This is a genomic window from Streptomyces sp. 8N616 (genome assembly GCF_052246385.1).
GTDB lineage: Bacteria > Actinomycetota > Actinomycetes > Streptomycetales > Streptomycetaceae > Streptomyces.
Window position 1 is genome coordinate 167,489 of the sequence record NZ_JBQQBY010000004.1, and the last position, 17,878, is coordinate 185,366.

At 70.8% G+C, this 17,878-nt stretch carries 16 protein-coding genes; 8 read left to right on the top strand and 8 right to left on the bottom strand.

All coding sequences use genetic code 11. The features are described 5' to 3' along the window. Positions 1 to 2: 2 nt before the first annotated feature. Positions 3 to 2,801 (bottom strand): hypothetical protein, encoded by a 2,799-nt coding sequence (locus tag ACTWQC_RS05305; RefSeq protein WP_443314344.1) that lies wholly within the window; start codon positions 2,799 to 2,801, stop codon positions 3 to 5. A gap of 496 nt (positions 2,802 to 3,297) precedes the next feature. Here ACTWQC_RS05305 and ACTWQC_RS05310 point away from each other — a divergent pair, with 496 nt between their 5' ends. Then, positions 3,298 to 4,965, top strand: coding sequence for a hypothetical protein (locus tag ACTWQC_RS05310; protein WP_443314345.1), 1,668 nt, complete (start codon positions 3,298 to 3,300; stop codon positions 4,963 to 4,965). 178 nt (positions 4,966 to 5,143) lie between these two features. Here the strand turns inward: ACTWQC_RS05310 and ACTWQC_RS05315 are convergent, their stop codons facing one another. Beyond that, on the bottom strand, positions 5,144 to 6,547 hold the full coding sequence (locus ACTWQC_RS05315; protein ID WP_443314346.1) for an ABC transporter substrate-binding protein: 1,404 nt from the start codon (positions 6,545 to 6,547) through the stop codon (positions 5,144 to 5,146). Between the two features lie 172 nt (positions 6,548 to 6,719). On the opposite strand from ACTWQC_RS05315, the gene ACTWQC_RS05320 reads away from it, so the two are divergent. Together ACTWQC_RS05320 and purU are read left to right on the top strand one after the other, a co-directional pair. Next, entirely contained in the window at positions 6,720 to 7,187 is a 468-nt protein-coding gene (locus tag ACTWQC_RS05320) for an SCO4402 family protein (protein ID WP_443314347.1), read from the top strand. A gap of 123 nt (positions 7,188 to 7,310) precedes the next feature. Next, positions 7,311 to 8,207 (top strand): formyltetrahydrofolate deformylase, encoded by an 897-nt coding sequence (purU, locus tag ACTWQC_RS05325; protein WP_443314348.1) that lies wholly within the window; start codon positions 7,311 to 7,313, stop codon positions 8,205 to 8,207. 49 nt (positions 8,208 to 8,256) lie between these two features. Here purU and ACTWQC_RS05330 read toward each other — a convergent pair whose 3' ends face one another. Both ACTWQC_RS05330 and ACTWQC_RS05335 read right to left on the bottom strand, forming a co-directional pair. Continuing rightward, positions 8,257 to 9,729 carry an MDMPI N domain containing protein gene (locus tag ACTWQC_RS05330; protein ID WP_443314349.1) on the bottom strand — a complete coding sequence of 491 codons (1,473 nt, stop codon included), beginning with the start codon at positions 9,727 to 9,729 and terminating at the stop codon, positions 8,257 to 8,259. After that, positions 9,726 to 10,331 carry a sigma-70 family RNA polymerase sigma factor gene (locus tag ACTWQC_RS05335; RefSeq protein ID WP_443314350.1) on the bottom strand — a complete coding sequence of 202 codons (606 nt, stop codon included), beginning with the start codon at positions 10,329 to 10,331 and terminating at the stop codon, positions 9,726 to 9,728. The genes ACTWQC_RS05330 and ACTWQC_RS05335 overlap by 4 nt, the downstream gene beginning before the upstream one ends. 306 nt (positions 10,332 to 10,637) lie before the next feature. Between ACTWQC_RS05335 and ACTWQC_RS05340 the strand changes: the two genes are divergently transcribed. Next, a complete protein-coding gene (locus ACTWQC_RS05340; protein WP_443314351.1) occupies positions 10,638 to 11,012 on the top strand; it encodes an STAS domain-containing protein in 375 nt (124 codons plus the stop codon). Here ACTWQC_RS05340 and ACTWQC_RS05345 read toward each other — a convergent pair. Next, positions 10,958 to 11,515, bottom strand: a complete 558-nt coding sequence (locus ACTWQC_RS05345) for an ATP-binding protein (RefSeq protein WP_443314352.1) — start codon at positions 11,513 to 11,515, stop codon at positions 10,958 to 10,960. The genes ACTWQC_RS05340 and ACTWQC_RS05345 overlap by 55 nt on opposite strands. A 104-nt stretch (positions 11,516 to 11,619) precedes the next feature. Between ACTWQC_RS05345 and ACTWQC_RS05350 the strand changes: the two genes are divergently transcribed. From ACTWQC_RS05350 to ACTWQC_RS05360, 3 genes are read left to right on the top strand one after another with little or no spacing between them, the layout of a single operon-like run. Further along, the gene (locus ACTWQC_RS05350) at positions 11,620 to 12,429 is read left to right on the top strand and encodes a helix-turn-helix domain-containing protein (protein WP_443314353.1); all 810 of its coding nucleotides are present in this window, start codon (positions 11,620 to 11,622) and stop codon (positions 12,427 to 12,429) included. Continuing rightward, the gene (locus tag ACTWQC_RS05355) at positions 12,426 to 12,629 is read left to right on the top strand and encodes a DUF397 domain-containing protein (RefSeq protein ID WP_443314354.1); all 204 of its coding nucleotides are present in this window, start codon (positions 12,426 to 12,428) and stop codon (positions 12,627 to 12,629) included. The genes ACTWQC_RS05350 and ACTWQC_RS05355 overlap by 4 nt, the downstream gene beginning before the upstream one ends. 32 nt (positions 12,630 to 12,661) lie before the next feature. Beyond that, positions 12,662 to 13,183: an EF-hand domain-containing protein gene (locus ACTWQC_RS05360; protein WP_443314355.1), complete on the top strand. Its 522-nt coding sequence runs from the start codon at positions 12,662 to 12,664 to the stop codon at positions 13,181 to 13,183. A 78-nt stretch (positions 13,184 to 13,261) separates the two neighbouring features. Here the strand turns inward: ACTWQC_RS05360 and ACTWQC_RS05365 are convergent, their stop codons facing one another. Next, on the bottom strand, positions 13,262 to 14,656 hold the full coding sequence (locus tag ACTWQC_RS05365; RefSeq protein ID WP_443314356.1) for a transcriptional regulator: 1,395 nt from the start codon (positions 14,654 to 14,656) through the stop codon (positions 13,262 to 13,264). Between the two features lie 319 nt (positions 14,657 to 14,975). Here ACTWQC_RS05365 and ACTWQC_RS05370 point away from each other — a divergent pair, with 319 nt between their 5' ends. Next, entirely contained in the window at positions 14,976 to 15,722 is a 747-nt protein-coding gene (locus ACTWQC_RS05370) for a bifunctional DNA primase/polymerase (RefSeq protein WP_443314357.1), read from the top strand. Between the two features lie 32 nt (positions 15,723 to 15,754). Here the strand turns inward: ACTWQC_RS05370 and ACTWQC_RS05375 are convergent, their stop codons facing one another. Together ACTWQC_RS05375 and ACTWQC_RS05380 are read right to left on the bottom strand one after the other, a co-directional pair. Then, complete coding sequence (locus tag ACTWQC_RS05375; RefSeq protein ID WP_443314358.1) at positions 15,755 to 16,558, bottom strand: PIG-L deacetylase family protein; 804 nt, start codon at positions 16,556 to 16,558, stop codon at positions 15,755 to 15,757. 187 nt (positions 16,559 to 16,745) lie between these two features. Next, the gene (locus ACTWQC_RS05380) at positions 16,746 to 17,759 is read right to left on the bottom strand and encodes a fibronectin type III domain-containing protein (RefSeq protein ID WP_443314359.1); all 1,014 of its coding nucleotides are present in this window, start codon (positions 17,757 to 17,759) and stop codon (positions 16,746 to 16,748) included. Positions 17,760 to 17,878: the final 119 nt, after the last annotated feature.

A 17,878-nucleotide genomic window follows, 5' to 3' on the forward strand; every position in this document is an offset into this window, starting at 1 on the left:
GGTCAGTTCGGGGCGTCCTGCGGGCACTCGTAGGCGGCATCGGGACCCCAGCTGGTGGCGCCGTCCTCGTCGTTGAGGGTGAAGGAGCCGCAGCGCAGGACGAGACCGGGGGTGTTCCCCGCGTACCGCACGATGACGAGCGCCTTGTTGAGGGGCGGCTTGGACTCATTGGCCTTCTGGTAGTGGATGACTCCGCTGACTCCCTGGAACCGGATCTCGTTGTCCAGCTTGGACTTGACGGTCACCGAGTCCACCTGCTCCTCGCTGCTCTGCTTCGCATCCACGGTCGCGTCCCACAGCACCCTGAGCGCGTCATGCCCCAGTGGCCCGTGCCCGTCGTTGAACCAGGGATCGTCCTCACCGGCGTAGTACGCATAGTGATCGGTGAAACGCTCGGCCTCCCCGCTCATGTCCTCATGCCGTACGGGCAGGACGTGGGCGGTGTAGTAGAGGCGCAGCCATTTCTTCGCAAAGTCGAATTTCCCGGCCAGGGCGGAGTTGGTGAGCTCATTCGCGCCGATGACTGTCAGGTTCCGGTAGGCGCATTCGGTACGACCGACGTAATCGTTGAGGAAGGCGTTGAAGTTCTCCACACGGGACGCCCAGTACAGAACGGCCCGCTGTCCGCCCTTCGCGTTCATACGGGCGCACACCTTCTCAGCGGTCTGCGCCGAACTGGCCACCCCTCCTGGGTACTCCATGACCGATGAGGCACCAGGAAAATTCTCGCGGAACCTGTCAGCCAAATCATCGCTGTAAAGGTCGGTCGGGTCCTTGACCACCACCGCCCGGGTGGCGGAGACACAGTAACCGTTGTTCTTCCGGGGGTCGGACGACTCCTCGATGATGGGGCCGGAGTGGGCGAACTTGGCCTCCACCCTGGTCTCGCGGTCATTGCTCGGCGAGAGGGGCCTGTAGTACTCCCCGGCTTCCTGCATCTCATTGGCCGACGCGGTCGTACTGATCACCGGCACACGACCGTCGCTGAGTGCTGCGGCTGCCGCCTTCGTCTCGGTCCGGCTCTCGGAGAATCCGATGACTCCGACAATGGTCCGGTGATCCTGGTACTTCTGGCCCTCCTGGGTGTCGGCGACGACCTGCTTCGCCACCTGTACCGCGTTCTTGAAATTGTGCCCGGTATCGCGTACGTCGACGATCAGCCGGACTTTCGAGTTCTCGGGGTCCGACGCCGCCTCGCTGTTCAGCCGCGCCTGGGCCAGCCAGATGCCGCGGAGTTCGGGCACTTCACCGTTGTACTCCGCTTCTTCCGGATCGGCGCTCACGGTGGAGCCGAGGTAGACCACCCTCCGGACGGTCTCCCCCTTCTTCTCGGCGGCCATGGCCTTCTCGTTGAGATCCTCGATCTGCTGCCGCGCCGCGTCGTACTCCTCCTTGACGGTCGCTCCCTCCAGCACGCCCTGCTTGAAGGGGCCTGCGGGCAGCGGCTCGGGGTCGACACGCTTGGCGACCGGGCTGCCGTCGAGGCAGCGGGTGTCCGCCGAGGGCCGTGTCAGACCGACCAGGAAGGACACGAGCAGGGCAAGCGCCAGGGTCATGGCCGTCAGCTCGGTCAAGAGCTCGAGCCGCGGGCCCCAGCGGAAGCCCTGCGGCCGGAGGGCGGAGACGGGAAGTCCGCCGCCCTCGAAGTCCGCGTCCTGCACCGTGGGTTGCAGTATCCGGGGGTTGTTCTGGCCAGGCGCCATGGGGGTCAGCTGCTGCGCCGGGACGGCGAGATTGGCGGAACGCTGCCAGTGCCACTGCTGGCCGGGCTCCTCCAGCTGATAGCCGTCCGGGCAGCCGACCCCGAACACGAACAGGGAACCGCTGCCGGGCTCACCGATCGCACTCTGGTACGCGCGCAGGAAGCGGACCACGTCCCGCGCCTCCGCCGTGCCCCCTGTCCCCGCCTCGTTGGGGGGCAGGGCGAGCAGCACCACACGGCGGGTGCGGCGGCGGCGTGCCCAGGGGCCGAAGCGGCCGGCGCGCCTGCGGTGGAGATCCCCCAGCAGTGCGCGCAGCAGCAGCTTCTCCAGCTCGAAGAGGGCTCGTTCACGCGCCTCCGCACCTCCGCGCAGCGCCACCGCCTGAGGCGTCACCACGTCGGACACCCGGTCGAAGAACGTGCCGGTCGGACTGCTGATGTGGAGCCACCGCGCGTACCAGCCGTACTTCCTCGACTTGAGCAGACGCCGCTTCCACCACCAGGCCCAGATCCGTCGCGGGAGCTTGTAGCAGACGGGGTTTCCGAACAGCCGCACCAGCGTGGTGATCACGGCACCCGCGCCGTCCGGCGGGGTCGCCAGTTGCGCGAGCTTGTGGAGCACGCCTCCGTCGGCCTTGTCGGCGTGCAGCTCGTACACGCTGTCGCGCAGCCGCCTGCCGGAGAGGCGGCGCTGCAGCGCGACCACATCGAGAGCCGGGTCATCGGCCACGGCGCGGGTCAGCTCGACGAGCTGGTCGACGAGCCCGAAGTCGCGGAGCTTCAGCTTCCCGGTCCGCCGGGGCGGATCCACCGGGAGCAGCCGCCCCACGTACAGCGTCAGCAGCTCTTCTCCGGGATTCCCCGTGGCCAGCGTCTGCGGGCGGGCATAGGACACGGCTTTGCGCCCGTCATGCCGCAGCGCTTCCTCCAGCGCGCCGAGGACCCGGGTCCAGCGCTGTTCGGCTCGTCTTCCCTCGCCGCCGGTCTTCAGCAGGACGGGAGGCAGCGGACGCCCGCGGAGGGACTTCCAATCGTCCGGATATACCGCTGTTTTGAAGGCTCTCAGGAACTCCGTCGCCCCTGCCGCATTCGGAAACACCGCGCCCCCTCCTCATAACCGACGCTCCCAGCTTCCCGTGCCCGTCCCTACCGGTCACGGGGTTCTCAAATACCAATGGAATAAAGGGAGTTGAGGACCGGCGAACGCGGCTGCCGGTACGTACGGCACTTCGGCGGCCGATCGTCTGTACGACGTCATCACCTCGGTCTACGAGACTGCCGAGACTGTCCGATGGGGCCTCCGTCGCCCCCGGCGAGCGCACCGGCCTCCACGCCCGGCCGGGCGGCCACCGCGCCAGGCACGACGACGCGGCGTCGCTGCACCAGCCGCGGCGATGGGCCGTCGCGCGCAGGACGGAACGGCGGAGCCCCGTGCTTCGGGGCAGCGGGCGGGCGGGATGCCGGGGCTCCGCAGGTCCGGGCCTGCGGCGGTGCGGTGCCGGGTGGAGGGCCGTGGCAGAGCGGTGGAGCGACCCGGTAGCGTGAACCGACGCTTTCGTCAGCACCGTTCCGCATCATCAGCCATAGGAGTCCCGGTGACGCACAGCGGACAGGGGAACGAGCCGCAGCTCCCTGCGGCCCGGCCCGCCCATGAGGGCGTTGTGCTGCCCGCAAACGGCGACCCACCGTACGTGCCGGGGGAGCAGGCCGCGCCCGCGGCCGGGCAGCCGTGGGGCCAGCCCTGGGGTCCGGAGTCCGCGCAGGCACAGCAGAACCCGCCGGCACCGCCGGCACCGCTCGCCCCGCCCTCGCAGCCGGACGCCTGGGCGCCCCAGAGCCCCTCGGCGCAGCCGGACGCCTGGGCGCCCCAGAGCCCCTCGGCGCAGCCGGGCGCCTGGTCGGCCCCTGAGAACCCGCCCGCCGCGCAGCTGGACGCCCCGCCGCGGAACCCGTCGCCACAGCTCGATCCGCCCGCCCAGCCAGGCGCCTGGGCGCCGCCTGCCCTGCAGCCGCCGACGGCGGGGCAGGCGCCCCACGGCCTGGCGCAGGGCGGGCCGCAGCCGGGCGGTGGCGGTAACGACGCGGACTCCCAGGCCACGCAGCACATACCGCAGATATCGCCCGAGCCGCCGACAGCCGGGAGCGGCCCGCTGCCGCCCGAAGCCCCATCCGAGTCGACGACGTTCCTCGGCCGCAGGCCGCTGCCGCAACCGCAGGCACAGCCGCAGTCGCAGTCGCAGTCGCAGTCGCACCAGGCGAACGGCGACCCGGACGCCGAGGCCACCCAGTACATCGCCCCCGTCCCCGGCGGGCCTGCCGCCCAGGGCGGGCCCCAGCCGCCGCACCCGGCGGCCCAGGCCCCGTCGCTGCCCGGCCGGGCGCCCTTCGGGATCCGCCCGGGCATGCCCGGTGACCGGCAGCCGCCCGCCGAGTTCGACGGGCTGTTCCGGTCCGAGGCGCCCGCCCCCGGGGCAGGGCCGGAGGCGCCAGGCGCCACCCAGCAGATGCCCCGCTTCACACAGCCCCCGCAGCAGCCGCACGGCGCCCAGCAGGCCCAGACCCAGGCCCCGTACGCGTACGAGCCCGAGGGCCGCGCCGCACGCCGCAACTCCGAGCGCCGCCGGGGCCTCTCCCCCGCAGCCCTCATCGGCATCGTCGTCGCGGGCTGCGCCATCGCGGGGCTCGCGGCCGGTGCCGCGCTCAGCGGCAGCGGGGACCAGAAGAACGCCGCCAAGAGCGCCACGCAGTCCACGGACGCGGGCGCCGGGGGCGACAGCGGCCAGTCCTCACCGGCCCCCGACCCGGCCGAGAAGCAGGCCAAGGACCTCGACGGCCTGCTCGCGGACAGCAACGACAGCCGGGCGGCGGTGATCAGGGCCGTCGAGAACATCAAGACCTGCACGAACCTCGGCCAGGCCGCCGAGGACCTCCGCGGCGCCGCGGGCCAGCGCAACGGTCTTGTGACCCGCCTCGAGAAGCTCTCCGTGGACAAACTGCCCGACCACCAGGCGCTCACGTCATCCCTGACGAGCGCCTGGAAGGCCTCCGCGTCCGCAGACAACCACTACGCGGCGTGGGCGGACCAGGTCGCAGCGGGCGGAAAGAAGACCTGCCGGGGCGGCAAGGCGCGGGTCACGGGCCACACAGCCGCGGCCAACAGGGCGAGCGGCGACGCCACCACCGCCAAGAAGCAGGCGTCCCGCCTCTGGAACTCCATCGCCGAGGAACACGCCCTCACCCAGCGCCAGTTCACTCAGCTCTGACACCAGCGCCTGGTCGGAGGGGCTGCGCCCCTTGGGGCTGCGCCCCTCCAACCCACTTGGGCGGGTGGGTGGGAAGGCGGCCCGCCCCGCAGGGCGGGGCGCTGCTGAGCCGACGCGCGGGACGGGCGGAACTTCCGCTTCCCGAGGAAGGCGCCTCAGCCTTCCTCGGGCCCGCGCTTCAGCCTTCCTCGGGCCGGTCCTCGAGCGTCTTCGTGACGTTCACCGACCCGTTCCCCACCGGCACCAACCGTCCGCCCCGTACCTCCTGGTACGTCACCATCGCGTTGGTTATGCGCGGAAAGCCCCGTACCGCCAGCATGTCCTCGTACCGCCAGCTCAGCTTCGGCGTCAGCCCGCCCGTGTCCACGCCGTCGTCTCCGATCCGCCCGTCCAGCGTCCGCCGTACGGATCGCGCCGTGACGTCCCCGCCGCCGAGGGACTCGACCGCTGCGCGGAGCACCGTGTACGCGATCCACGTCGTCTGGACGCCCGGGTCCGCCGGGTCGATGCGGTTGTCTCCGAACGCGTGCTTGTTGACGACCTCGCGCATCGGCTCCCAGCGCGGGTCGCTCGCGGCCGGGTACCACCCGGTCACGGACGCGCCCTCCAGCGGGCTGGACTTGCCGCCCGTCCGCGTCACCAGCGCCTGCTGCACGCTGCCCAGCACCGACGCGATCTTCACCTTCTGCCCCTCCTCCTGGAGGCGGCGGAAGGAGTCGAAGAAGGTGTCGGTGCGGTCGCCGAGCGCCGCGGTGACGCACGCGCCGCCGGCCGTCGCGGCGTACGTCCCGGTCCCGAGGAGCGCCGGGTCGGCGCCCGCGCGCGCCAAGGCGCTCTCCGCCTGCGGCGTGTAGTCGGTCGCGTCCTCCGGTGCCCGTACGTCGCTGGCGGGCGTGTGGCGCGCCGCCCGCAGGCCCGCGTTGAGCAGGGACGGCATCTGGTCGCCCGCGATGGTGTCGGGCCGGACAAGGGAGATCCGATCGCAGCCGCGCGCGAGCTGCCGCCCGTTGCCCGCAAGCAGCGTGGCCATACCGCCGTTGACGGGGTACGAGAGCGGGCTGGTGAACTCCTCGTCCGTGGCGCCATATCCGCCTATGTACGGAATTCCGGATGCCTCCAGCTGCGACATGAAGGACCGCCCGTGCTGGCTGTACGAGCCGACGACGGCGACGACGTTCTCGGCGATCGCCCGCCGCGCGCAACGGCCCGCGTTCACCGTGTCGTTGCGCTCATTGCAGGTGAGGACCTTCAGCTCGCGGCCGCCGAGCCCGCCCCTGCTGTTGATCCAGCGCGCGTACGCCTGCGCCATGGCGGGCATGCCCGGCACATTCGTCGCCTTGGTGCCCTCGGGGGCCCAGGTCATCACCACAACCGGATCCTTGGAAGCCCCCGAAACCGCCGGGAGCGAACCACAACCGGCGAGCACCGCCGCACACGTCGCCAGGGCGCTCACTGAGGCAATCGCCACAGCCTTGACGGGGCGAGGCGGGCGAGCCGGGCGAGGAGAGCCAGAAGCGCGAGTAGAGAGAGAAGAGAGAGAACTGCGAGTGGGGCGCGAAGGGGAGCGTCGCCGTCCGGTCATACCGCATAACCCTTCCGGCCGCCCCATAACGGAGGAGTGATGTTTGGGCAACGCACGGTGGATTGAGGGTGAACAGCGGGGGACGGTTCGCGACAGCTTTGTGAAGAACGTACGATCGGCTGCCGTGCAAGGTGCTGAGAAGTCTTCCCGTCGCGGCCGTCGCTCCCCCACCATGGGCGGCATGCCACTCAACGACATGCCGTGGTGGCGCTGGCGCAGCAATGTGCGCTCCGCGCTGCACATGCTCTCGGACCCCGTCTTCCAGCAGGAGTGCTGGCTGGCCGGCCGCGAAGGCTACGGGGACGTCACCGACGCCGTGTACCGGCTCGTCGAGGACACCTGGCTGGACAACTGGTCGGCGGAGAAGTACGTCGGGACGATCTTCCGCGACTCGCAGGAGGCGGCCCTCGTGGACGTCGCCGTACTGCGGGTGCTGCGGATCATGCACCAGGTCGGGCCGGACGCGCCGGTCGCGGCCTACATCGAGCACCACGGATGGTCGGAGGCCGTACGGGCCGCCCGCGAGGCTCACGTACGGCTCGCCACCAACGACGGCGACGACCCGGACTCGCCGCCGCGCTCGCTCGAGGTGCTCGCGATCATGAACCGGGCGGTCCAGCAGCAGGGATCGGCCCAGTAGCCCTGCCCGGTCCGGCACGGGGCGGACAAGGCCCGGTCGGGCCCGCGCCGGACAGAGGCGCTGTCCAGGCCCAGTCCAGGCCGGGTCCAGGTCCGGTCTGCGGGTGTGCGACCCTATTAGGTCATGAACGAGTCGCAGCACGCCGCGTCCCCCCAGGCCCCCGAGCAGGACCCTGAGCAGTACGTCCTCACCCTGTCCTGCCCGGACAAGCAGGGCATCGTGCACGCCGTGTCCAGCTACCTCTTCATGACCGGCTGCAACATCGAGGACAGCCAGCAGTTCGGGGACCACGACACGGGGCTGTTCTTCATGCGGGTGCACTTCTCGGCCGACCGGTCGGTGACGCTGGAGAATCTGCGGGCCAGCTTCGCCGCCATCGGCGACAGCTTCCGGATGGACTGGCAGATGCACCGGGCCGACGAGAAGATGCGGATCGTCCTCATGGTCAGCAAGTTCGGGCACTGCCTGAACGACCTGCTGTTCCGTACGCGGATCGGCGCGCTGCCGGTGGAGATCGCGGCCGTGGTCTCCAACCACACGGACTTCGAGGAGCTCGTCTCCTCGTACGGCATCCCCTTCCACCACATTCCGGTCACGAGGGAGAACAAGCCGGAGGCGGAGGCGCGGCTGCTGAAGATCGTCGAGGAGGAGCGCGTCGAGCTGGTGGTGCTGGCTCGCTACATGCAGGTGCTCTCGGACGATCTGTGCAAGGCGCTGTCGGGGCGGATCATCAACATCCACCACTCCTTCCTGCCGAGCTTCAAGGGCGCGAAGCCGTATCACCAGGCGCACGTGCGCGGTGTGAAGCTGATCGGAGCCACGGCGCACTACGTGACGGCGGATCTCGACGAGGGCCCGATCATCGAGCAGGAGGTCGAGCGGGTCGGCCACTGGGTTACGCCGGACCAGCTCGTTGCGGTCGGCCGCGACGTGGAATGCCAGGCGCTCGCGCGAGCGGTGAAGTGGCACAGCGAACGCCGAGTTCTCCTCAACGGCGCCAGGACGGTCGTCTTCGCATAAGGGTTGTGGGCGTGCGTTCCGCGGGGCGGAACGCATGCCCACAACCCCGCTACAAGCGCGACAGCGAGGCCGTTGCCGCGAGGACGTCGCGGATCGCCTCGCGGTCGCCGTCCTGACCCGCCGCCGCGTCCTCCGGCAGCACATGCCCCGCCGCCAGCTGGCAGAACTCCGTCGCGTCCAGCGCCACCCGCGCCACCTCCTCGTCCGGCGAAGCCACCGCGGCAGGCGAGTCCAGCGGGATGAACCAGTGGCCGCCGCCCTTGCCCTCCACCTCCAGGTGGAGCGTACGCCCCGGCTCCCCCGCGACCCCCAGCCTCCGCGGCGGGCTCGCGAGCCCGACCCGGCGCCGCCCCGCGAGGGCCACCGGCAGCTGCCGCACCACCAGGTCGATCATGAGGTGCAGATGCCCGGCCGCGGGCGGGTCGTACGGATAGTCCACGGCCTCCGCGATGTCCGACGCGTGCACCCAGCACTCGAAGGCCCGGTCCAGGAACGAGTCCCGCAGCGGCAGCCCGAAGTCCCCGTACGACACGTCGAGTCCGGCAGCCCCGCCGCCCGCGAAGCTGACCCTGCGGATCAGCGAGTGCGCCTGATCGCGCCACGGTTCGCGCACCGTGCCCGGCGGCTCCGGCATCTCCGTGCGCCAGTACGCCTCCGTGCGAGCCGCCGCAGACGCCGGCGGCTCGCCGCCGGCCCCGGCGCCCGACGCGAGTTCGCCGAGCGGATCGGGCAGGCCGAGCACGCCTGCCACCATGCCGTCCACCGCCATCAGATGCGCGAGCACCCCGGCGACCGTGGCCTCACGCTCGACGCCGCGCCTGCCCTCGAACCAGCGCAGCCGGACCGGCGTACACCACTCCGACTCGCCCATGTCGTGCAGCAGCGCGTCCAGCCGCGCGGTCTCCGCGTCGTACGGCGCCGCCCACTCGGGCACCGGTATGCGCGCCGGGCGCCGCAACAGGCAGCCCGCGAGCGTGCGGGCGCGCAGCATGGGGTCGAGGTCCAGGTTGTCCTCCTTGTGCAGGAGGCCGACGGCATCGCGCAGCCGCAGGGCCTCGTCCGCACACATGGCGCAGTCGGTGAGGTGCGCCTCGACGGCCGCCGTCTCCTCGGCCGAGCACGCGGACAGCGCCCACGCACCCAGCAGCGACTTCAGCACCCTGTGGGTGTACGGAACGGGAGGCACGGAAGGACTGGCCGGAGCGGGCAACTCCGGGCCGGGCGCGGGCCTGGGCGTAGTCGGAGCCGTGGCCGCATCCGGCGAATCCGCCGCATCCGGCCGCTGGGATACGTCCGGCCGCTCGGATACGTCCGGCCGCTCGGATACGTCCGACTGCTCGGATACGTCCGGCCGCTCCGTCACGTCCGGCCGCTCCGACAGGTCCCGCAGATCCGGAAGCGGCCCGCGGTCCTCCGCCGCCGACCGCGGAGGAGGTATGCGCGGCCGCCGCGCCCCGCCCGCACCCTCCGACGCGTCATCGCCCGGCTCGTCGGGCCGCCCAGGCCCGAACGGCCCGTTCACAGCGCGCTCCCCTGCCCAGGAGGCAGCGGCGGCGCCGCCTGCCCCGACCCCGGCACCGCCGAGTCGACGTGCGCCGTGGACAGCAGCTGCAGCCCGAGCCGCAGCCTCCGCCGCGCCTCGTCCTCCGTCACGCCCAGATCGGCGGCGGTCTGCCGGTAGTCGAGGTGCTTGAAATACGCGAGTTCCAGCGCAGCTCGCAGCGGCGCGGGCATGGAGTTCCGGATGTAGTCGGCGCGGGCCGCCGCGGAGGCGGCCCGGACTTTCTTCTCTATCCGCTCGGCCGTCCCGCTTTCGCCGCCCTCACCCAATAGCTCCGACTCGGTCTCGCGCAGCCGCCGCACCGCTTGCCGGTGCGTGATCGAGGCGACCCAGGAGCGCAGCGGCCCCTGCTTGGGGTCGTACGCGTCCGGGTGCTCCCAGATGTAGCCGAAGATGTCGCGCGTGATGCGGTCGGCGGCGGCTTCGTCGTCGAGGACCCGGTACGCCAGACCGTGGACGAGCGAGGCGAACCGGTCGTACAGCTCGCCCAGCGCGGCCGCCTCGCCGCGCGTCAGCCGCTGCTGCATCTTCCGGTCCCAGCGGGGAGACACGTCGTTCGCCATCCGGCCCCCATCCATCCGCCGTAGTCCGCATCGACCGTCCACATCGACGTCCTCATCGAATGTAGTAGGCCATACCGACAACGCACGCCCTTTGCATCAATGTTCGGTGCACGGGCAACTACTGCTGGTATAGATCCGGTCACGTTGCTTGCTTCTCCTGAGACTCCTGTTCCCGAATGCGCATAGGGTCGTTGGGAGCGGTTACCGAGTCGCGTGTTTCAAGGGGTAACGCCCGGGCAGCCGAGCTTGGAAGGACTGCTTCCGCATAGCGATCGCACAGCGAGCAACCGAAGGGACGTCGGTCGAGTGACCTTGAAAGTGATGGAGACCGAGCAGGGCGAGTGGGCCGTCCTGCGCATCTCCGGTGAGATGGACCTGGTGACCTCGCCCGCGGTGCGGCAGCACGTGCACGACGCGGTGGCCGAAGGACGCCGCAGCCTGGTGCTCGACCTCGCCGGTGTCCGCTTCTGCGACTCCAGCGGCGTAGGCGTCCTCATCGCCTCCCGCAGGCTGATGCGCTCCTGTCAGGGCCGGCTACGGCTGATCCTCCCCGCGCGCGGCGCCGAGGACGGCTCACACGTGAACCGCGTCCTCACCGCGCTCGGTGTCCGCCGCCTCTTCGAGGTCTACCCGGACGTCGCCTCCGCCGTCGACGAGACCGCGAGCCCGCTCTCCGCGTAACCGGCTTCCGCGCGGCCGCTGTCCGCGCAGCCTTCCGCCGTCGCGAACTCGCACCACACCACCTTCCCGCGCACCGACCGCTCGTGGTGCCCCCAGTCCTTTCCGAGCGCGGTCACGATCGCCAGCCCCCGCCCGCCGCAGTCCTCCGCATCGTCCGCGTCGCCCGCGTCGCCCGCGTCGCCCGTTACGCCCGTTACGCCCTCCGGCCAGCGCGGCGGCGTACGCAGCGGGTCCCCGACCTCCACCCGCAGCCGCCCGTCCCCGCACCACAGCGCCAGCGCGATCACCCCGCGCGTACAGCCGCACGGGCAGACCGCGTGCCGTACGGCGTTGGTGACCAGCTCGCTGGCCACGAGCTCGACCGATTCGGCCAGTTCCCCGCCGCCGAGGCCCCAGGTGGCGAGCACGTCCCGGACGTGACGGCGGGCCTGCGCGGCGGCGAGCGGGGTGTGGGGCAGCGGCAACCTGCTGATGTGCAGGCCGCGTTCGGTTTCGTGATTCACGTCACCACTGTCAGTGGGGACAACTACTCTCGGCTACAGGTTGGTCGCTAACAGCGTCCACAGTTGCACGGAGCGGTAGCAGTTAGCAGTACAGGGGGTACGCCATGCCGAATCCGAACGACCTCGACCCGTCCAAGTCCCCGCTCGCGTTCTTCGGCTCGGAGGTCCGCCTCCACCGCGAGAAGGCGGGCATGTCCCAGAAGGATCTGGGCAAGGGGCTCTATTGCTCCGGCGCCCTGGTGGGCTACATCGAGACGGCGAAGCGCTTCCCCACCGAGGAATTCGCCAAGCGCTGCGACAAGATCTTCGAGACGGACGGCTCGTTCTGCCGACTGTGGCCGCTGGTGGCACGGCTGGCACTGCCGTCGTGGTTCCGCGCGTACGCGGAGTTCGAGGCGGCGGCGACAGCGATCCGCACGTATCAGGCCCAGACGCTCTACGGTCTGCTGCAGACCGAGGACTACGCCCGAGCAGTGATGCGCACGAGCCGCCATCGCGATCTGGACTCTTTGGTCACGGCGCGAATGGAACGCCAGCGCATCCTGACGCGGGCGAACGCGCCAGAAATCTGGGTCGTCCTGGACGAAGCAGCGCTGCGTCGGCGCCCGGCTGACGACGAGGTCATGCGGGCTCAACTCCAGCGGCTGTTGAACTACCGCTACGACCCCAAGATGATCATCCAGATCCTGCCGTTCAGTGCGGGCTTCCCGGCCTCGCTCGACGGCTCGTTCACCCTCCTCGACATGGATGAGGGCGCGGACTTCGTCTACAGCGAAGGGGTCGGAACCGTGCAGGTTATGGCTCATCCGGACGAGTTCAAACAGGCAGCGTTCCGATACGATCTTCTGCGGACCGCCGCGCTGTCCGCGGAGGACTCGGCGGAGCTGATTGCCTCACTCCTGGAGGACCTATGAGCACCAATTGGCGCAAGTCCAGCTACAGCAGCGGCCAGGGCGGCGAGTGCATCGAATTCGCCGAGCTGACGGGTTCGGCGGACGCCGCCGTAGCAGTCCGTGACTCCAAGGATCCGGACGGTCCCCGGCTCCACTTCACCGGTGATGCATGGCACATTTTCCTGAACTTCGCCTCGGAGCAGGACGTACGTACTATCTGACCCCGGTACCCGACGTGAACGTGAGGCCGACCGTGGATCCCGCTGAATACGAAGCCAAGATCGCCCGCCGTTTCGCCACCTTCGACCAGGACGGCAACGGCTACATCTCACGCGAGGACTTCAACGCCGCTGCCGCCGCCGTGCTGACGGAGTTCGGCGTCGTCGCCCGTTCGATGAAGGGACAGGCGCTCTACGAAGGCGCCGAGGCATTTTGGCAGGGTATGGCGGCGATAGCCGACACGGACGGTGATCAGCACGTATCGCGCGAGGAGTTCGTCAACGAGGCCGTGAAGCGGCTGCGCGACAACGCGCAGCGGTTCGCGGAGATCGCCAGGCCGTTTCTCCGTGCGGTGATACGGGTCGCCGACACGGACGGCGACGGCGTGATCACGCCTGAGGAGACCGTGCGGGTGGCGCGGGTGCTGGGCGTCAAGCCGGAGGCTTGCGGCCGGGTCGCTGCCACGCTGGACGGGGACGGGGACGGCCGGATCACCGAAGAGGAGATCATCGCCGCCTTCGCGCTCTACTTCACCACCGCGGACCCGGACGCCTGACGCCGGGTTGTGGGCATTCGTTCCTTCCCCAGACTCCGTCCGGGGGGACCCCCAAGCGGAACGAATGCCCACAACCGGTTAAGCCGGGACGAGTTCCAAGCGGGCGCCGAACTCCCGTACCACCGACTCCTCCCCGAACGGTGCCAGCCGGTGCCGCAGATCCCTGAGGTATTCCGCCCCGCGGTTGGACCGCAGCCCGTCGAGCATTTCGACGGCCCTCGTGCCCGTGTGGCACGCCAACTCGATCTCCCGTTGCTGGACTTGCGCGGAGGCGAGCAGGACGAGGCCGATGGCCCGCCGCCGTACGCGCGACTCCGGGTGCCCGGCGAGCGATTCATCCGCCTTGCGGCACGCGGCCTCGGCCTGGCCCAGGTCGCGGTGGCAGTGCGCCAACTCGTCGGCCAGATAGGCGTAGTCGAAGTGCGCGATCCACGGCGGGTCGTCGCCCGTTCCCGCGGAGGACGAGCCGTCGGCCCGGTCCATGGCCGCGACCGCCCGCGCCGCCACCTCCTGGAACGCCCGCGCATCCCCCATCAGCGCGTGCCCGCGCGCCTCCGCCGCGAAGAACATGGCGTCCGCCCGCGGGGTGACCTGCCCGCGCGTCCCCTCCTGAGCGGCGCGCGCGAGCTGCGCGATCTCGCGCGGGTTGCCGAGCGTCGCGGCCAGGTGGCTCATGCCGGCCGCCAGCACGTATCCGCCGAAGCCCCGGTCCCCCGCGGCCTGGGCGAGGCGCAGGGCCTGGATGTAGTAGCGCTGCGCGAGCCCCGGTTGGCCGGTGTCGACGGCCATGTAACCCGCCAGCTCGGTGAGTCGGGAGACGGCGGCGAAGAGGTCGCGGCCGACCGCCTCCGCGTAGGAGCCGCTGAGCAGCCCGGACACGACGCTGTTGAGGTAGTGCACGACCACGGGCCGTACGTGACCGCTGCCGAAGCGGTGGTCGAGTTCGACGAGGGCCGTTGTCATCGCCCGTACGGCCGCGACGTCCGCGCGTCCGACCCGCGCCCCAGCCGTACGCTCCACCCGCGGGTCGCCACCCGTGATGAGCCAGTCGCGGCTCGGTTCGACGAGCGCGGAGGACGCGACCGAGGAGCCGGAGAGGAAGTCCCGGCGCCCCACGTCGCTCCGCCACAGCTCGCAGACCTGCTCGATCGCGCCGACGACCGTGGGGGAGAACTGCAGGCCGATGCCTGAGGCCAGGTTCTTGCCGTTCGCCATGCCGATCTCGTCGATCGTGACCGTCCGGCCGAGTTTGCGGCCGAGGGCCTCCGCGATGATGGCGGGGGTGCGGCCGCGCGGCTGCTGGCCGCGCAGCCAGCGCGCGACGGACGTCTTGTCGTAGCGCAGGTCGAGACCGTGCTCGGCGCCGCACATGTTGACCCTGCGGGCCAGGCCGGCGTTGGAACAGGCGGCCTCCTGAATCAGCGCCTGGAGCCGTTCATTGGGCTGACGCGCTACGAGTGGCCTGGCGGCCATGGCACTACCCCCTTAGTCGATGCAAGTGATCTCTGCCCCGCCGTGATCCCGTAAATTCCTTGTATTGGTGCAGTTCAGCGTCTTAGGTGGTCTTCGTCAGCCTTCAGTGTTCTTCAATGGTCTTCTGTGGGACTGACCGGAACTCAGCGGGTACTTCCGGATGACTCGTGCGCTCTATGCCGCATTAGGGGATACCCGCGCGTCGCACACCATTCGCGTGCGCGCCCCCGCCAGTGCACCTGTGCGCCCCGCGTGCCAAAAGGTTGCTGCCGAGAAACGGCGGCCGGGCCCGTAACCCCTGGTGACGAGGGAAGTTGTGATGAACGTGGATGAGACCATCGGAGTTCCCGGAGCCGCCGGAGTCGCAGGAAACGTCGGCGCGCGCGGCGTCACCCGCGTCGGGACCGGCACGGGCACCGGCCCCCCTCAGATCCCCAGGCAGCGGAGCGAATTGCTGCTCGACATCGCGGTGCGGTACGCGGAGGAGCGGCAGTGGGATGTGTTCCCCGGGACGTGGCTCGAGGCGAGCCGGGGAAACGTGGGCTGCTCGTGCCGGGACGCGAACTGCCCGGCCCCGGGCGCGCACCCGGCCCGGCCGGACTGGGCGGCACAGGCGACGGCCAGCGCGGTCGGCGTGCGGCGGCTGTGGTCGAAGCAGCCGCTGGCATCGATCCTGATGCCGACGGGGCGTACGTTCGACGCGCTGGACGTGCCGGAGTCGGCCGGGTGCCTGGCGCTGGCCCGGATGGAGCGGCTGGCGCTGCCGCTGGGGCCGATCGCCTCCACGCCGGACCGGCGGATGCTCTTCTTCGTGCAGCCGGGCGCGGCGACGAGGGTGCCGGAGCTCGTACGGAAGCTGGGCTGGCCGCCGCGGGCGCTCGATCTCGTCGGGCGGGGCGACGGGGACTATGTGGCGGCGCCGCCGACGCGGGTGGGGGCGCGGGGGTCGGTGCAGTGGGCGCGGCAGCCGACGGCGGTGAACCTCTGGCTGCCGGACGTCGAGGAGCTCATCAGCCCCCTCTCCTACGCCTGCGGCCGCGAGGCGGCAGCTTCCCGCGCACGCTAGGGGTGTTTTACGTTCGGGCCTGGGGCGTTGGGCTACGGGGCGGCCGGCTTGAAGAGATCGGCGGCCGGGTGAACAGTGGGCGGCGTCCCGGTGGCTTCGACGAACCACTCCCGACCGAGCAGCAGCCCGAAGACAGGGGAGGGAAGCCGGACCAGCGCCCTGAAAATCTGCGCGCTCCGGCCGGTTCCCGTCACCTGGGAGCGGTGGGCGGCAAGGGCCGCTTGCTTCTGTGCGGCGAACCGCCGCACGTCGACCGAGTGTGTGATCGCCTCGCGCGGACTGTACGCAGTGCGAAGCGTCTCGGGGTCGTAGCGCAAGGGGACCCTCAGTAAACGTGCCAGCCTCACGAGGCGGCTGACGGCATCGCGCGGCATGGTCGCCTCCAGCAGCCGGGGCACGCCCGCCAGTTCGGCGGCACGCTTGCCCACCTGATGCGCCTTGACATGATCGCGGTGGCCATAGCCGCCCCTGGCATCGTGGATCAGCAGAACGTCGGCATTCTCCTCGCGCAGGATCTTCGCGAGTCGTTCGGCGGCCTCTTCCGTTTGCGCCCTCATAAAGCGTGCTCGATCCGGCGGATCCGGGTAGAGGTCCTTGCCGTGGCCGCTGTCGGCATATCCCAGGTGCGCCACACGGACCACGCCGAGCACGGACGCACTCGCCCGCAGTTCCCCCAGGCGGGGAGGCTCGCTGCCCTTCGGGGCGGCGCCCATCAGGCCGTCGGTCGCGGCCACGATCACCGTCCGATGGCCGTCAGCCGCGGCGCGAGCGAGCGTGCCCGCAGTGTGCAGAACCTCGTCGTCGGGGTGGGCGGGAAAAGCCACAACAGTTGCCATGGGCCCATTCTGGCGCCCTTGGCAGCAGGGGCGGCATAGTGCCCGGCAGGGGGGCAGGGGCGGCCGGGCAGGGGCGGCCGGGCAGGGGCGGCCGGGCAGGGGCGGCAACCACAACCCGGGCGAAGAGACCGCCGCGGCGCGAAGCAGTACCCCGCGCCCGCCCCGTCATGGGCGGGCGGTCGTGACGTCACCGGCGGACGGTCGTAACGGTCCGCTGCGGGGAGAAACGTCCCCACGTGCCGTCGGGGAGTTTGGCGCGGATCTTCACCGAATACGTCGTGCCCGGCTGCTCGCCGACGTAGAAGCTGTGCGTGGCGCGGCCCTTGGGCGGGGCGGCGCCCCATGTCAGCGTCGTGGCGAACGTGCCGTCGAGGTAGATCTCGTACGCCGCGATCTCGCCGCCCGTCTTCGGCGGCACCCACGACAGGTCGAGGTAGTGCTTCCCCGCGGCGGCGCGGGCCTTCGCCCGGAAGCCGGTCGGCGCTGTGCCGGCGCCCCCGCCCGGCCCCGGGGCGGTGGTGAGGTCCAGAGCGCGGGCGGCCGGTGAGACGTTGTCCGCGGAGTCTCGCGCCCGGACCGTGAACGTGTAGTCCGTGCCGGGCCGCAGCCCGGTGAGCAGCGCCGTGGTCTCGTCGCCGCTGACGCTGTGGATCTTCGCGTCGCCCTGGTAGACGTCGTACGAGGCCACGCCCACGTTGTCCGTCGACTTGCCCCAGGCGAGGGTTGCGGCGCGGCCGCCGTCGGCCCGGCCGCCCAGGTGCACCGGACGGGTGGGCGGCTCGCGGTCGTCGGCGGCGGCCGCGGACAGTGTGGTGACACGTATGTCCTTGCTCGCCATGGAGAGGTTGCCCGCAGCGTCCCGGGCCCGGACGGTGAACGTGTAGACGGCCGACGGCTTCAGGCCCGCGACATCGACCATGTACCGCTCGCCGGTGACCTTCTTGACCAGCCTGCTTCCCTCGTACACCTCGTAACCGGCGACCTCGACGTCATCGGTGGGGCGGCTCCACATGACGTGGACGGAGGTGGAGCTGCCGGCATGGACCGTGACGCCGGCCGGGGCCGAAGGGGCCTGCGTATCCCCGCCGTTCGCCCCGCAGGCGGACAGGCAGGTGGTCAGGCAGGCCGTCAGGAGGAGGGCGGGGGCGGCAGAGGTCAGCACGGCGAGCCCGGGAATCCGTCTCACGGTCATGCCTTCCATTCGGCGACGATGAACGGAATGGTCTAGACATATATGGCACAGGTGCCGGTCCTCATCAAGAGGCCACAACACAGTGCCCGCACCGTGATCCGCCGCCCGTATCGTTGGCCACGGTTCGG

Excerpts from the sequence above, each read along its gene's own strand:
- ACTWQC_RS05350 (WP_443314353.1), top strand. The coding sequence starts at position 11,620 with ATGCCGAATCCGAACGACCTCGACCCGTCCAAGTCCCCGCTCGCGTTC.
- ACTWQC_RS05380 (WP_443314359.1), bottom strand. The coding sequence starts at position 17,759 with ATGGAAGGCATGACCGTGAGACGGATTCCCGGGCTCGCCGTGCTGACC.
- ACTWQC_RS05335 (WP_443314350.1), bottom strand. The coding sequence starts at position 10,331 with ATGGCGAACGACGTGTCTCCCCGCTGGGACCGGAAGATGCAGCAGCGG.
- ACTWQC_RS05355 (WP_443314354.1), top strand. The coding sequence starts at position 12,426 with ATGAGCACCAATTGGCGCAAGTCCAGCTACAGCAGCGGCCAGGGCGGC.
- ACTWQC_RS05370 (WP_443314357.1), top strand. The coding sequence starts at position 14,976 with ATGAACGTGGATGAGACCATCGGAGTTCCCGGAGCCGCCGGAGTCGCA.
- purU (WP_443314348.1), top strand. The coding sequence starts at position 7,311 with ATGAACGAGTCGCAGCACGCCGCGTCCCCCCAGGCCCCCGAGCAGGAC.
- ACTWQC_RS05365 (WP_443314356.1), bottom strand. The coding sequence starts at position 14,656 with ATGGCCGCCAGGCCACTCGTAGCGCGTCAGCCCAATGAACGGCTCCAG.
- ACTWQC_RS05320 (WP_443314347.1), top strand. The coding sequence starts at position 6,720 with ATGGGCGGCATGCCACTCAACGACATGCCGTGGTGGCGCTGGCGCAGC.
- ACTWQC_RS05315 (WP_443314346.1), bottom strand. The coding sequence starts at position 6,547 with ATGACCGGACGGCGACGCTCCCCTTCGCGCCCCACTCGCAGTTCTCTC.
- ACTWQC_RS05375 (WP_443314358.1), bottom strand. The coding sequence starts at position 16,558 with ATGGCAACTGTTGTGGCTTTTCCCGCCCACCCCGACGACGAGGTTCTG.